This is a genomic window from Curtobacterium sp. L1-20, from assembly GCF_048755855.1.
GTDB lineage: Bacteria > Actinomycetota > Actinomycetes > Actinomycetales > Microbacteriaceae > Curtobacterium.
Window position 1 is genome coordinate 273,079 of record NZ_CP151472.1, and the last position, 13,776, is coordinate 286,854.

14 protein-coding genes and 1 pseudogene are annotated in these 13,776 nt (G+C 65.2%); 10 read left to right on the forward strand and 5 right to left on the reverse strand.

The window, feature by feature from the left end; all coding sequences use genetic code 11:
• The first annotated feature begins 104 nt into the window (after positions 1-104).
• Complete coding sequence (locus AAEP86_RS01355; protein ID WP_420367069.1) at positions 105-1,064, forward strand: DUF2332 domain-containing protein; 960 nt, start codon at positions 105-107, stop codon at positions 1,062-1,064.
• 378 nt (positions 1,065-1,442) lie between these two features.
• Positions 1,443-3,275 (forward strand): phospholipase C, encoded by a 1,833-nt coding sequence (locus AAEP86_RS01360; RefSeq protein ID WP_420367070.1) that lies wholly within the window; start codon positions 1,443-1,445, stop codon positions 3,273-3,275.
• Between the two features lie 133 nt (positions 3,276-3,408).
• Here AAEP86_RS01360 and AAEP86_RS01365 read toward each other — a convergent pair.
• Positions 3,409-3,546 (reverse strand): annotated as a pseudogene (locus AAEP86_RS01365) (FAD-dependent oxidoreductase); the annotation flags it as partial.
• Positions 3,547-3,619: 73 nt separating this feature from the next.
• Between AAEP86_RS01365 and AAEP86_RS01370 the strand changes: the two are divergent.
• The 7 genes from AAEP86_RS01370 to AAEP86_RS01400 all read left to right on the forward strand — a co-directional run bounded on the left by AAEP86_RS01370 (position 3,620) and on the right by AAEP86_RS01400 (position 9,779).
• A complete protein-coding gene (locus tag AAEP86_RS01370) occupies positions 3,620-4,387 on the forward strand; it encodes an RHS repeat-associated core domain-containing protein (RefSeq protein WP_420367071.1) in 768 nt (255 codons plus the stop codon).
• Positions 4,388-4,725: 338 nt separating this feature from the next.
• Positions 4,726-4,962: a substrate-binding domain-containing protein gene (locus AAEP86_RS01375; RefSeq protein WP_420367072.1), complete on the forward strand. Its 237-nt coding sequence runs from the start codon at positions 4,726-4,728 to the stop codon at positions 4,960-4,962.
• A gap of 391 nt (positions 4,963-5,353) precedes the next feature.
• The gene (locus AAEP86_RS01380) at positions 5,354-5,857 is read left to right on the forward strand and encodes an HAD family hydrolase (protein ID WP_420367073.1); all 504 of its coding nucleotides are present in this window, start codon (positions 5,354-5,356) and stop codon (positions 5,855-5,857) included.
• A 9-nt stretch (positions 5,858-5,866) separates the two neighbouring features.
• Positions 5,867-6,841: an alpha/beta fold hydrolase gene (locus tag AAEP86_RS01385; RefSeq protein WP_420367074.1), complete on the forward strand. Its 975-nt coding sequence runs from the start codon at positions 5,867-5,869 to the stop codon at positions 6,839-6,841.
• A 145-nt stretch (positions 6,842-6,986) separates the two neighbouring features.
• On the forward strand, positions 6,987-7,793 hold the full coding sequence (locus tag AAEP86_RS01390) for an alpha/beta fold hydrolase (RefSeq protein WP_420367075.1): 807 nt from the start codon (positions 6,987-6,989) through the stop codon (positions 7,791-7,793).
• Positions 7,794-7,897: 104 nt separating this feature from the next.
• Complete coding sequence (locus tag AAEP86_RS01395) at positions 7,898-8,470, forward strand: GntR family transcriptional regulator (RefSeq protein WP_420367076.1); 573 nt, start codon at positions 7,898-7,900, stop codon at positions 8,468-8,470.
• A 700-nt stretch (positions 8,471-9,170) separates the two neighbouring features.
• Complete coding sequence (locus AAEP86_RS01400; protein WP_420367077.1) at positions 9,171-9,779, forward strand: DUF402 domain-containing protein; 609 nt, start codon at positions 9,171-9,173, stop codon at positions 9,777-9,779.
• Between the two features lie 84 nt (positions 9,780-9,863).
• Here the strand turns inward: AAEP86_RS01400 and AAEP86_RS01405 are convergent, their stop codons facing one another.
• The 4 genes from AAEP86_RS01405 to AAEP86_RS01420 all read right to left on the reverse strand — a co-directional run bounded on the left by AAEP86_RS01405 (position 9,864) and on the right by AAEP86_RS01420 (position 12,771).
• A complete protein-coding gene (locus AAEP86_RS01405; protein WP_420367078.1) occupies positions 9,864-10,259 on the reverse strand; it encodes a hypothetical protein in 396 nt (131 codons plus the stop codon).
• A gap of 141 nt (positions 10,260-10,400) precedes the next feature.
• Positions 10,401-11,063, reverse strand: a complete 663-nt coding sequence (locus tag AAEP86_RS01410) for a DUF2625 family protein (protein ID WP_420367079.1) — start codon at positions 11,061-11,063, stop codon at positions 10,401-10,403.
• Between the two features lie 154 nt (positions 11,064-11,217).
• The gene (locus tag AAEP86_RS01415; protein WP_420367080.1) at positions 11,218-11,748 is read right to left on the reverse strand and encodes a hypothetical protein; all 531 of its coding nucleotides are present in this window, start codon (positions 11,746-11,748) and stop codon (positions 11,218-11,220) included.
• A gap of 663 nt (positions 11,749-12,411) precedes the next feature.
• On the reverse strand, positions 12,412-12,771 hold the full coding sequence (locus AAEP86_RS01420) for a hypothetical protein (protein ID WP_420367081.1): 360 nt from the start codon (positions 12,769-12,771) through the stop codon (positions 12,412-12,414).
• 491 nt (positions 12,772-13,262) lie between these two features.
• On the opposite strand from AAEP86_RS01420, the gene AAEP86_RS01425 reads away from it, so the two are divergent.
• Positions 13,263-13,703, forward strand: coding sequence for a hypothetical protein (locus tag AAEP86_RS01425; protein WP_420367082.1), 441 nt, complete (start codon positions 13,263-13,265; stop codon positions 13,701-13,703).
• Positions 13,704-13,776 lie beyond the last annotated feature (73 nt).

A 13,776-nucleotide genomic window follows, 5' to 3' on the forward strand; every position in this document is an offset into this window, starting at 1 on the left:
CGGACGGAGGTGCGGCGAAGGGCCCGGAGAACGCCGGCCAGCGTCGCGGTAGCCGATCGGCTACCGGGCGCGGCATGGGCTCTCCGTAGGATGCGTCTGTGGGTGTGACTGGGGAAAAGTACCTAGCGTGGGCGCAGGTCGAGGCGCAGGGTGTTTCCGATCTGTACTTCGACTGGGCGACTGGTGTCACGGCGGATGAGGACATGGTGAAGCTGATCGAGGAGCTGCCCTCGTCGAAGCGGCAACCGAACCTCGTCTTCGCATCGGCACGGATGGCTGGTGTTCCTCTCGTGACTTACCAGGAAGCGAGGAGCGAGTTCGTTGCCAGGTGGGATGCGATCTGCGGGATCGCACTCACCCACGCGACGCAGACGAACGAAGTCCGCCGGTGCGCCGTGCTCCTGCCAGAACTTGCGAAGATCCGCGGACCGATCGCGCTGCTCGAAGTCGGAGCGTCCGCAGGGTTGTGCTTGTTCCCGGACAAGTACGCCTACCGCTTCACCACAGAGAGCGGAGTTCACGAACTGGCACCGGCGGAAGGCAGCCCCGTTGTCATCGAGACTGAGCTGCGTGGGCGAGCGGCTCCGAAGCGTCTACCGGATGTTGTTTGGCGTGCTGGCATCGACCTGAACCCTCTCGATGTCGCGGACCCGGTGTCGCTGCACTGGTTGGAAACGCTCGTGTGGCCCGAGCATGACGAGCGCCGCCGGAACCTGCACGCGGCCGCATCCGTCGTCGCGGCAGAGCGGCCGCTGCTCGTGGCTGGCGACCTGAACGAAGCGTTCACGGAAGTGGTCGCGCAGGCGCCGGCGGACACGACGTTGGTGGTGTTCCACAGTGCGGTGCTCGTGTACCTGAGCCCGTCCGCGCGGGAGTCGTTCGTTGGCAAGATGCGCGCCAGCGGTGCCGTGTGGATCAGCAACGAGGGCAAGTCGGTACTGCCGGAAGTCGCGGCGCAGCTACCAGCAGCAGTCGAGAATGGAACGGTCCTGGCGATCAATGGCACACCCGTCGCCATCGTTGGCCCGCACGGTCAGTTCTTCCACGCCCTGCCCGACTCCTGATTGTTCCGGGGCGAACCCGTCTCACATAGGTGGTCCGCGAACTATCTCACTTCACGCACGCAATACGGACGCCTCGCGACACACGAAGGCTTGACCCGCCCCTAGTCAACTTGGCCCGTCCGTACTGCCAAACATCGTGTCCGCGTCCGTATTTCAGACACGTTGAGTGGGAGTCGGACAAGTTAGCTGGCGGACGACACGAACTGTAGACGACCGACATCACGGCTCACGAGAACATCCCCCACCGAATGCGACGGTGATCGTTTCTACTCGACGAAGGTGGACGGGCGTTACCCGATGGTCAGGCAATCGGTCGCTCCAAGCTCCCACGTGTTCCGACCTTCCGAGCGGCGCATCCAACACGCTGCGCTGGCGACCATGGCCCTCGCCGCCGTTGCAGGAGCGGCGATCGCCATCCCGCAGTCCGCGTCCGCCGCCGACAACTCCCAGAACACCACGACCCCGATCAAGCACGTCGTGGTGCTCTTCGACGAGAACGTCTCGTTTGACCACTACTTCGGCACCTACCCCACCGCCACGAACGCCAACGGCACACCCTTCACCGCTGCCGCGGGCACCCCGTCGGTGAACACGCTGACGTCGTCAGGTGCCCTCACGAACAACCCGAACACGTACAACCCGTCACGGCTCACCCCCCAGCAGGCCCTGACCTGCGACCAGCACCACGGGTACGTCGAGGAACAGAAGGCCGTCAACGACGGCAAAATGGACCAGTTCGTGCAGAACACCTCGGTCGACACCTGCACCGGCCAGTACGGCAAACCCGGACTGACCATGGACTACTTCGACGGCAACACGGTCACGGGTCTGTGGAACTACGCGCAGAACTACGCCATGAGCGACAACGCGTGGGACACCACCTTCGGTCCTTCGACGCCCGGAGCTCTCAACCTGATCAGCGGCCAGACCCACGGCGGCGCCGGCGTCGACTCCGTCACGGGAGCCACCAACACGGCGTCCAACGTCGTTGTGGCGAAGGACGCCGCTGGAACCGGAACGGTCATCAGCGACACCGACCCCGCGTACGACGACTGCTCCGACAAGGACCACGTCTCCACCGGCAATCTGCTGAAGATGTCAGGGAAGAACATCGGGGACCTCCTCAACGCGAAGGGCGTCAGCTGGGGCTGGTTCCAGGGCGGCTTCACCCCGACGACCGCGTACGCGGGAGACGGCACCTACGCCAGGTGCGACGCAACCACCCTGAACACCGGCGGCGCAACCGTCGTCGACTACTCACCGCACCACAACCCGTTTGCGTACTACCAGTCGACGGCCAACCCGCACCACCTCGCTCCGACGAGCACCAGCATGATCGGTCACTCCGACCAGGCGAACCACCAGTACGACCTCTCCGCCTTCGACACCGCCCTCGCCGCGCACCAGATGCCGGCAGTGTCGTTCCTCAAGGCCCCCGCAGCGCAGGACGGCCACGCTTCCTACTCCGACCCGCTCGACGAGCAGAAGTTCCTGACGAGCGAGATCAACAAGATCCAGCAGTCCCCGGAGTGGTCCAGCACGGCGATCGTGATCAACTACGACGACTCGGACGGCTGGTACGACCACGTCGCCCCGACAATCCTGAACGGCTCGACCGACACCGCTAACGACTCGACCGTCTGCACCACCGCGACCGCGGCAGGCAGCATCGCTGGCGGGTACCTCGACCGGTGCGGACCCTCGCAACGTCTGCCGTTCCTGGTCATCTCACCGTTCGCGAAGCAGAACGACATCGACCACACCGCGATCGAGCAGACGTCGATCACGAAGTTCATCGAAGACAACTGGTCCACCGGGCGGATCGGCGACGCGTCCTTCGACGCCCGTGCCGGCTCCGTCCAGGGCATGTTCGACTTCACGCACCCGCAGCAGCGTGAAGTTCTGCTTGACACCACCACCGGCGCCGTCGCTCGCATCGTGCCCACCGCAGCGGCGCCCTCCGCGACACCGACCCCGTCCGCCACGCCGCCGGCGCCGACGCCGTCCAGCTCCACGGCGCCGACAGCAACCGCAGGGGCAGGGCAGGGCAGGGCAACCCTGCAGCCAGCAGCGGTGCCGGTACCGGTGGTAGTGGCAACGCTTCGACTCCGTCCGCGGGGACGGGCGGGACGACCGTCGTTGCTGACCCGCCTGTATCCAACCCGAGCGCGTCACGGCTCGCTTACACCGGAGCCCACCTCACCGGTGTGAGCATCGCAGCGATCCTGTTCCTGCTTGCAGGGATCACGCTCGTCGTGCTCCGTCGGCGCCAGCTGCGTCGTCGCGCCGGATAGGACACCGATGTGATGCCCCGGAGCCGCGCTCCGGGGCATCACGCGTCTTATCGCACCGACGTGCCGACGGAGTTGCCGGCTTCGTAGACAACGACGGGTCGGCCCTGCTCGAGCAGGTGCGTGGCCGCGGCGAGACCGACGGGGCCAGCGCCGATGACCGCAACGGGTAGCTCATCCCAGACGGTCATTTCTGGCCCGGATGCTGCCCGCCTGGGGGAGGACCGGCGGCAGGCGATCCCGACGCCGCCTCAGGGGCGGCGTGTGTCACCCCTGAACAAGCTCCTCCACCAGGTTACGGACGGGGGCTCGGCGTATGACTACACGTATGGCACCATCGACCAGAACGGCGTTCCCGTGATCGCCAACCGGACCGTCGCCGGGGCCGGGACCGCGTCAGTGATCAGCGACCCGACCACTGGGCAGCCGCTGGACCTGCAGACCACCGACGGGACCACGAGCATGTGGATCCTCGACGGCACCGGCAGCCCCGCCGCCGCGATCGCGGACACGGGGAAGACGGCGTACACGGTGTCCTATGCCCCGTATGGCGCTGAGACCGTCGGCATTGGCTCCGACAGCGCGCAGTGGCAGCAGAATCCCTACGGGTTCAAGACCGGGCTCCGCTCGAGTGACGACAACGGGATGACCGAGTTCGGGTACCGGTGGCAGACCAGCGGCACCGGCGGATGGATCCAACGCGACACCCTCGACGCACCCCTCAGCCCTACCAACGCGAACCGCTATGCCTACGCCGGAGACGACCCGATCAACTCGGCGGACCCGACAGGAAATCTGTCGTCGTTCGGAACCTACGCAGACGCTTGCGGGTCCAGTGCAGTCGCGTCTGCCGGCATCGACCTGGCGCTGGCAGCAACCGGGCCAGGTGTCCTTGTCGGAGCAGGTGTTGCGTGTGTTGTGGGAGTCGGAACGCAGTTCATCGGTGATGAGTACGGGCAGGGTGCCGGGAATGGCGTCGCGTACATTGACTTCCTGCTCACTGTGGGAAAGATTGGTAGTAGATTCGTTTGAGCAATCCCTTGCAGACAATTCTGACGATTTTAGCATTTGCGGTTGCCATCGGGGGCTCAATCTTCCTAGGCAATCGTTGGGGCAATAACGCACGCAGGATTAAGAATGGTGAGCGCCAGTCTCGCTCTCCTCGGAGCATCATCCTCATTCTAAGTGTCACAGTGCTTATCTTGCTGGGGTTAACAAGCTGGCGGTTTGCAGGCTAGGAATCCGCTGCGGTATCGCTGAAGACGACGGCCGGGGCCCCCTGTAGGGGTTCCGGCCGTCGCCAGTCGGGGACTGTACGAGTACGTGGAGATGAGTGACTTGCAAAGGGGAGATACGTTCAAGCATTTGGCGTGATCCGCGCCGCTGAAGTATTGGGCCTTCGTGTGCCCGACGAGGTCGCGTTGATCTCGTTTGACGGGACGCTCGCCTCCCGCTTCACATCGCCGCCACTGACTGCCATTCAGGTGCCGTTCGAGCCAATCGCGAGATATTGCCTTCGCAAGCTCACCGAGCCTGACGGGACATTTGAGTTGCATACGACCGTGCCGCACGAGCTGGTAGTTCGCGAAAGTTGCGGGAAGCACTAGGCACTCTGGACGGCAACGCTGGTGAAGTGAGAGCTGAAAGCCACGGGTAGGGGGAGCGGGATTTCGCCGACCCAGACGGCTCATCCGAGGCTGCCTTGGCCGATAGGCCGTCCGTAGAATCTTCTCCACGTGACCCGTGGGCCAACGCCGCTGGCTTCCCGTCCAGCGTCCGGTAGGCGATCGGCTATCGGATACCACTGGGCTCGCTGGGGAAGCCGCTTCGGGTGGGAGGATCGCGGTGTGCCGATCGAGCTACCCGCAGGAGTCCTCGGTGTCGTCTTCGACGTCGGCGAGACGCTCGTTGATGAGTCGCGCGCCTGGTCCAGACAAGCGGAAGCGGCAGGCGTCACCCCGTTCACCGTGATGGGACTGCTCGGCGCGTTGATCGCGCGTGGTGAGGACCACCGCCGGGTATGGGCGCTCCTCGGGGTCGAGAAGCCCGCGGGGCGCGCGGCTGATCGAGGAAACCGACCTCTATTCGGACGCGCTGCCGTGCCTTCGTGCGGTCGACGAGCGCGGCCTCGTCGTCGGGATCGCGGGAAATCAGCCGGTGGGCGTGGAAGCGCAGCTTCGCGCGGCAGGCTTCTCACCGGACTTCTTGGCGTCCTCCGCAGCATGGGGCGTGGAGAAGCCTTCACCCGAGTTCTTCGACCGCGTCGTGGCAGAGGCTGGCCTCGAGCCGGGAGCAATCCTCTACGTCGGTGACCGCCTGGACAACGACGTCCTCCCTGCACGCGCTGCCGGCATGCGGACCGCTTTCATCCGGCGGGGCCCATGGGGCCACCTTCACGCTGAACGACCGGAAGCACGCCTCGCGGACCTGCGACTGAAGACCCTGGCGGAACTCACCGACGCGATGGTCGCCGGTGTGGGGTCGGGATTGACTCGCGGTTAGCATCGCGAGGTGTCCTTCCGCGACGATGCCGTTCCTCCGCTACTCGATTCCGGACATCTCGCGCTGAGTGATGGAGCGTCCCTGTACTGGGAGACCTCTGGACGCGCCGACGGCGTGCCTGTGCTGTGGTTGCACGGCGGCCCGGGGTCGGGTCTGCGAGGGGAGCGCTACCGACGCAAGTTCGATGCGGATCGCAACCTCATCATCGGCGTGGATCAACGTGGCTGCGGACGCAGTGTGCCACTGGTCACCGACGAGCTCAGCTCACTCGCCGGCAACACGACCGAGCGGCTGATCGCCGACCTGGAGGAGCTGCGCGCGTTCCTCGGACTGGAACGCTGGATCATTACGGGTGGCTCCTGGGGCAGCACCCTGGCGCTGGCGTACGCGGCTGAGCATCCCGAACGGGTCATCGGCGTGGTCGTCGGAGCAGTGACTACGACGTCCCGTGACGAGGTGGACTGGATCACGGAGGGCGTCGGCCGCATCTTTCCCGAGGCCTGGGCGTCGTTCGAAGCAGCATCGGGTCGCCGGGAGGGTGAGCGCGTGGTGGAGGCGTACGCCCGCCGGCTCGCTGACCCGGCCGACGCGGCCGATCGCGGCCGCGCCGCCGCCGACTGGGATGCGTGGGAGTCCACCCACGTCTCACTCGACCCGGCATGGACACCGGGGCCAATGCACCACGACCCGGTCGAGCGGGCGGTGTTCAGCACGCTTGTCACGCATTACTGGGCCAACGATGGGTTCCTGTCCGGCGATCGGGCCATCCTGGCGCGCACCGACCGGTTGGCGGACGTGCCGGTCGTGCTCATTCATGGCCGTCGCGACGTCAGCGGACCAGCCGTCACACCATGGCGGCTGCATCAGCGCCTTCCGCGCAGCGAGCTCCACGTGGTCGAGAACGAGGGGCACGGCGGCCCCGGGCAGACCGAACTCATTCGCGAGGCGGTCGCCGGGCTGACAGCGACTACGGCCGGCACCTAGGCTGCCGGATCGCGGGCCGCAGCTGTGTTGATACCGGGTTGGCATCCACCGTGCGGACTAGACCCAACCCCTACCGCCGCCCGGTAGCCGATCGTTGTCCGGACGGGTCCAGATGCGCGAAGACCGGTGCCCTTAGGCTCGCGTCATGGTCTCGGCAACGAAGCAGACGGTAGTCGACGACGGGGTGAGGATCGCCTACAGGGTCTTCGACGGCGTTGAGCCAGCGGTAGTCGTCCTGCATGGGCTCGCGGGGAGCGGTCGTGAGTTCATCGACACTGCGAACGGGCTGCCCGGGCGCCGGGTCATTCTGATCGATCAGCGAGGCCATGGGCACAGCACGACCAGGCCAGCGGACACCTCTCGCGAGGCGCACGTGTCCGACGTTGTTGACATCGTCGGGAAGGAGGCGTCGGTTCCGGTGATCCTCGTCGGTCAGTCGATGGGCGCACACACAGCAATGCTCCTCGCCGCGGCTCGTCCGGACCTTGTTCGGCAGCTCGTGATGCTCGAGGGGAATCAGGGCGGTGGGACGGCTGATGAGCACAAGGCTGTCGGCGACTTCTTCCGGTCCTGGGCCGTCCCGTTTGCCGATCGAGCGGAAGCCTTGGCGGCTCTCGGTGAGGGGCCCCTCGAGAAGGCTTGGGTCGACGGCCTCGAAGAACGGGCCGATGGCTTGCATCCGCGTTTCGACGCGGACGTCATGCAGGAGACGATCGAGGCTGTCGGGGAGCCACGGTGGACCGAGTGGGAGAGTGTCGAGGTGCCGACCCTGGTGCTCTACGCGGATGGCGGCATGTTCTCGGAAGAGCAGAAGGCCGAATTCGTGAGTCGTGGGCGCGCTGTTCGACGCGTAGATCTCACGGGCGCATCTCACGACGCGCACCTTGACGCCTTCGATCAGTGGATCTCTGCACTCCGCGGCGCCGTAGCCGAAACGGCAGAAGCGTCCTGAGCGTTCCGATAACCGATCGCCTTCCGAGGCGCTTGGTCTGGCTAGCTGCGACTCGTTAGCGCGGCCGCACACCCGTTAACTGATATCCGGGATATGGTCACGGCATGCCTGTTCCGAAGTCTCAGACCAGCCAGGGGCCCCGCCGTCTTCTCCGTGATGTCGTCTACGAGCAGATGCTCGGGGCGATCGAGAACGGCACACTCGAGGCGGGCGAGCGGCTGAACGACGACGAGCTCACGAGCTGGCTTGGTGTCTCGCGAACTCCGGTACGGGAAGCGATTGCCAGGCTCGAGTCGGAAGGTCTCGTCGAGATGTCCGCGAACCGTTACACCCGGGTCGCCAGCCTTTCAGGGACCGCGCACGACGAGGCAGCCATGCTCTCGGCCGCGCTCCACGCGTGGGCCATTGAGCACGGCGCCGAGGCGACCGCCGACGCGCGGAAGAGCGCGGCCGCCGCGGCGAGCAAGCTCAGTGCCGACGTCGACGCGCATGACGTCGAGTCGTACCGGGGGCTGCAGGACGCCGTCGCGGCGCTCATCGCGGGGTTCGACAACTCGCTCTACACGGCGACAGAAGCTGCTGTGCGTGGCCGGGTGAAGTTCCATGCCGCTGCAGCTGACGCGACCATCGACTGGGATGCTGCGGTTGCAACGGCTAGCGCCCTCGCGAAAATCTAACCGCCGGCACCCGGCCTAACCCCAGCCCATCGACGCCACGTACCGCAAGGCCTGCTGACCCCGTGGGCGCGCGGTACTCGCGACCGTCCATGCCAATCGTTGATCGGATGGAGCCCGACCCGGCGAAGATCTTCCAGACGTGATCTCGTCGGCATAGCGTGAACCGCATGGACCGTGTCGCAGATCGCGTCGTCGTCCCCAACGTGGTCGGTCTGCCTTTCCACGTAGGGCGAGACCTTGCGTACGATGCCGGCGTCACGTTGGCGAACCCGGACCCGGACGGACCGCCGATCGGCGCTCTCGCTTGGCCGGGACTCTTCTACATCACTTCGCAGCGTCCACCCGCAGGGGCCCAGCTGTACCGATGGGACTCCGTCGTAGTAGAAGTCGTAGCCCATGGCGACGCGGATTCGACCACGCGCGCTCCGTCCCCTGACAAGCCGCTTGTTCACAGCACGCATGGACATCCGAGGGCGGTTTCCTACGTTGACGCGACGGGTTCTGGCGACAGAGCTGCCAGTCGGAACGAACCTCTGGGAACATGACGACGGTCGAGCGCCCCTGAACCGTCGAGGATCGATCCCACCGGGACCATGGCTCCTCGCTTAGGGTCGAGATCATGCTCCCTCCCGGCGCCGAGTCCCGCCCCCATATACGAACGACGCCCTTTGAGCGCGGCAGCAACGTCGTCCTACGGAGCGTGCGCGACTTCACCGGCCGCGGTCGCACTGTCGGCTTCGCGGTGGCAGGCACCGTCCTGAACGACGGGGACGTCATTGTCGTTGCCACTCCGTCCGGATCGGCCATGCGCACGCGTGCGGGCCACGGGCAGGGCCCGAACGGGAGGATCGTGGCGCATGACACCTGGGATGGCAGCTACGCCGAGAAGACCTGGGCCGGCGACACAGTTGTCCGAGTGCATCGCTGGAACGAGCCCTGGTCCGTGTGGCGGTGGCACGACGGCTTCGACTGGGCCGACCGCTGGTATGGCAATCTCGAGACGCCGTGGCAGCGGACACCGCTTGGGTTCGACACCCAGGACTGGGCTCTCGACATCGTCGCGTCCGGCGTTCCGCGCACGGCGTCATGGCAAGCGAACTTCAAGGACGCCGACGAGTTGGCATGGATGGTCGAGCGGGGAACCGTGTCGCCTGCCGACGCAGCAATCGTGCGTGCGGTCGGCGACCAGCTGATGGAACGGACGCGTCGTGCCGACTGGCCCTTCAATGCCGACTGGGACGACTGGCTTCCAAACTCGGCGACCAAACCGGTACCCATGCCTGCTGGATGGAATCGTCTCCAAGACTGATGCTCGTCCGGTCGTCGACGCGTGGCAAATTGCTATCCGGTAGCCGATGGTCGACGCGGCTGTCGCAGCGGTGAGCGCCCGTCGTCACCCGGCGAGGACGCCGACGCCCACCAGGGCGGCCAGGACGCCGAACACCACGAGGACTCCAGCGACGACGAACGTCGCGAGCGCACTGGCGCTGCCCGGCCGGCTCCGGGACGTCACGACCGCGAGCGCGACCGGGCCGGCGGCGCCGACCAGGCCGGCTACGAGCGCCGTCCACGCCCATCCGTTGTAGGCATCCGGGTCCCCGATGCCGACTCCTGCCCCGGCGAAGGCGACGAGCGCGCAGAAGCCGGCGCCGAGCACGCAGCATGCCGCCAGGACGGCCGTGACGGCGATGCCTGCGACGGACGGGCCAGCCGATGCGGTCCATGCCCGTATCGCTGCATCGAGCTCGTCGTGGTCGTGCTGCTCGTCGGGTCGTCGCTCGGCTTCCACCGCGTCATCCTGGCACGAGGGCGGGCGGCTCGACGCCGGGAGAGAGCACGAACCCGCCTCGAGGCGTGAGCAATCGCGTCCGATAGCCGATCCTCTATCGGACGCCGATTTGACTCCGTGTCTGGATCGACGCGGATCTTGTTACGTGGACCAGACCGGGAGGGGGACCAAAGACGCCGGCTGCCCGTCAATCTGTCGCACCATGTCGTTGTGGAGTCTGATCAGTTCCACGAACGGCACCGCGCGGCGGCTTGCTGCGGCCACGTCTTTGCCTTCGGCGGTGAAGGGGAAGGGGTACGCGGAGATCCCTTCTTGCGGCCTTAAGGACCGAACTTCAGCCTCCCACCCTGGCCACCTCAGTGAATCGTAGAAATCGGTGGTGGCTCCGCGCAGCATTGCTGACACGAAGGCGGAGTGGTTCAGCTCCAGGTTCTCCCACCGGAGCGTGTCCACCGAGAAGTGGTGGACCGCTCCGTCGCCAGTTCCCAACGCACCTCCGTCCAGAGCGAACACGCCGCCCAGGACATCGAACCCGACGACGAGCAGGCCACGAGCGTCAGCATTCGCTTCGTCAAGCCCGGGGAGTTGGTCCCCCGAGCTTCCGCCGAGGAGGCGGAGCCATCCACTGTCGACGAGGACACCGGACGTGTTCAGGGCGAGGGCCCCGAGATAGGAACGATTGGTGAGCGAGAGCTTGTCGGCGGTCCGAGAGTCGGACCTTGGCGGCCTGACCTGATTGTGCACAGGCGAGGACTGAATCAACCCCGCGAGTTCCGGCCACGCTTCCGCTCGTGCTTCCGACATCCGTTCATGATGCATGACAACGTCCGGCGGGTGACCCGCGAGCCGCTGTGTACGGTGGCGCGCACCGAGCGCCCGGTCAACGATCGCCTATCGAGACCGTCCGCGAAGTCCAGTGGTACGCGCTCACCGCCTCGGCGGCTATGACAACCGTCCGTCACTGCGTGAAGTGCTGCGTTGCTTCGCGTCGATCGAGCTCGGTGAGCATCGTCGCCGTGTTGCGGAGCACCCGCGGCGTGGTCACGACAGTGATGACGAAAATCGCAATGAAGAATGCTGCACCGAACCAGAAAAGCGGTTCGCCGGTGACGGCGAGCCAGATGGCGAGAGCCGTCATCGGCAGGTACAACACCGGCGCCAACCATCGGAGCGGGCGGTACTGCTGTTGGCGAGATTGCAACGCTCGCCGCCAATCGGCGATGTCAACGTCCGATGGAACGGTGCCCAAACGGACAGCCTTGCTGAACTCGGGACGCTGCCCTACCCGGCCATGAGCACGTCGTGTCCGGCCAACCCAGATCCCCATGAAGATGCCGTAGAACGCGCCGACGATGATGGACAGAAGCGCTCGAGCTCCGACGCCTAGTTCCGGCGTCGTAATGAAAGTCACTCCGAACCAAGCCCCCGCGAACATGACGGCCATGATGACGCCCGCCATCCACGTCGGCACCTGCTTCATCAACCCCATGCCTTAAGCCTGCCATGTCTAGCCGATTGCTGGTCGGTGCACGCTGCGGCAGACGCGTCCGATAGGCGATCGACCACCGGGACAGCTGGAACCGCTTGAGATCATCGTCCACGCCGCGCGAGCGTACCCCTGACGTGGCCGCCCCGCTTCTCAACGGCCAGCCACCTCGCGCGGCACCGTTACCGCGATGACGCCACGAGTTGCGGCTGCGGCTGCAGCCACCAGCCCTGCAGCGGCCCAGCTGCAGGGGTGCTGGACGGCTGACGGAAGCGCTCCCGGGAAACCAACCCGAGGGTTCGACGAATCGCGTCGGCACTGCTCGCCGAAGGCGAGCAGGCGTCTCCGACGAATGGCTTCGTTACAGCTGCCTGTCGGGGCGATGTTTTGCATGCTGTCGCCGGAGCGAGATTCCCGCGGCAGAGCAGAGCGCGAGTCCGACCACCCCGACAAGCATGCCCAGTTCCCACATTGCACCGGCTCCGAAGTTCACACCACCGTCTATCGGACTGAAAATCACCCAGATTGAACCCACAGCGGTCGCGATGAAGCCGATACTAAGAAAGGCAACACCGGTGCAGAGGAGTTTCATTTGCGCATTCACCAGCGGCTCCCCTTTTCCCTTGAGAAATCCGATTCGCGGCCATTGTCACCGCGCCCACCAATCTAGCGGCGACGCTCACTGTAGGCAACACTGGTTATGGCGCACCCCGAAAGAACCAATCCCACGAAGACTACAAGGATAATCCCAACGCCGATATCCACACCAGTATCTTCGGAGAGGGTGATCCAGAGTTGCACTACTGCGACCACAAGAGCGATCACTGCGCCGAGGAATAATACCAGTGCCAGGATGAGCAGAGCCAATGCGGATCCGCACCAGGGCGCAAGCTGACGTTCGTTAGGGGCCACGGGACGCCCGTCTCCATATGGTGCGGGTGACTGGTTATAATCGTTCATGCTTATCGACACTGCCTTCACGTCGTGGCTGCTGATCGAATATTGACGACTGAGCTTGCCGATCATCCCGCCAGGAAAGTTATACCGGTAAAGCCAGCGATCCATGTGCCGGCGACTCCGATCATCGGCTCGGTCGTGCAAGAGCTCGTACCCTCACCATGGGCGGCATCGGCACAGCTACTCACCTGCATCAGAGTCAGGAACAGGACCGTCACGGTCGCGGCGACGGCGACGGCGCTCCATCCGGTCACTCGATCCACGATGCGCTCCGTCCGTGACGCGACCAGGGGCTGCCCACGATGACACATGCCGAGGTGGCGAGCCAGTCTCGATCGTGCAACGGGATCAGGACGTGATGACGTCGCGGGCAGGGCGCCCGGTAGCCCATTCCCACCTGGACGGCGCCAGCAGCGCGGCAGCCCCGTCCAGTGGTCGACGGACTCAAGGGACGGCGAGGTCCGCCCCGAGAGACTGCTCCACCAGGGCACGACTACGCCGGGACGGCCGGGCGTGTGGAGCCCACGTTAACGTGAGTTCATCGATTCTCAAGGAGAGCAATGCTGAACCTCGTTTCCGATCCGCCAAATGGTCGATGGAGCTACCAGAAGCGCCTTATCGACGACGGTCGACAGATTATCTTTGCTCCTCTCGGAACCCTTGCCCGAGGAACCGTCAACGCCTTCCTCTTGACCTGGAAGGGCCGCGTCATTCCAGTGACGGCGTCCGTGCGTGAGTACCAGGATGAGCGTGGACAACGATACCTGGTCTTCAGTCACGTCAACCTAAATGGCGCTGGTGTGGAAACAGCTTACGGCATCGCTGCCTTTTCATTCACTTCTCGCCAGGAACGCGCTGAGGCCGGGAAGATTGCCGTAGAATGCGTTCTAGCCTTTGCGAAGCTTGCTCAAGGATTCAAGGCCATCATGGCCGCCGGTGACCACGCGCTAAGTGAATTTCTGCCGGAAACTGCTCAACAAATCCAGAGAGGCCTAGAGTGAGTGAGGCCAACCGACTCAATCGATAGTCGATCCATCGCCCGGGGCGACTTTGACACCGCTGAACTCGCTTCCC

Bases quoted from the DNA above. Each gene is read 5' to 3' on its own strand.
- AAEP86_RS01420 (WP_420367081.1), bottom strand. From the start codon at position 12,771: ATGATCGGCAAGCTCAGTCGTCAATATTCGATCAGCAGCCACGACGTG.
- AAEP86_RS01425 (WP_420367082.1), top strand. From the start codon at position 13,263: ATGCTGAACCTCGTTTCCGATCCGCCAAATGGTCGATGGAGCTACCAG.
- AAEP86_RS01390 (WP_420367075.1), top strand. From the start codon at position 6,987: ATGGTCTCGGCAACGAAGCAGACGGTAGTCGACGACGGGGTGAGGATC.
- AAEP86_RS01410 (WP_420367079.1), bottom strand. From the start codon at position 11,063: ATGTCGGAAGCACGAGCGGAAGCGTGGCCGGAACTCGCGGGGTTGATT.
- AAEP86_RS01395 (WP_420367076.1), top strand. From the start codon at position 7,898: ATGCCTGTTCCGAAGTCTCAGACCAGCCAGGGGCCCCGCCGTCTTCTC.
- AAEP86_RS01415 (WP_420367080.1), bottom strand. From the start codon at position 11,748: ATGGGGTTGATGAAGCAGGTGCCGACGTGGATGGCGGGCGTCATCATG.
- AAEP86_RS01360 (WP_420367070.1), top strand. From the start codon at position 1,443: ATGGCCCTCGCCGCCGTTGCAGGAGCGGCGATCGCCATCCCGCAGTCC.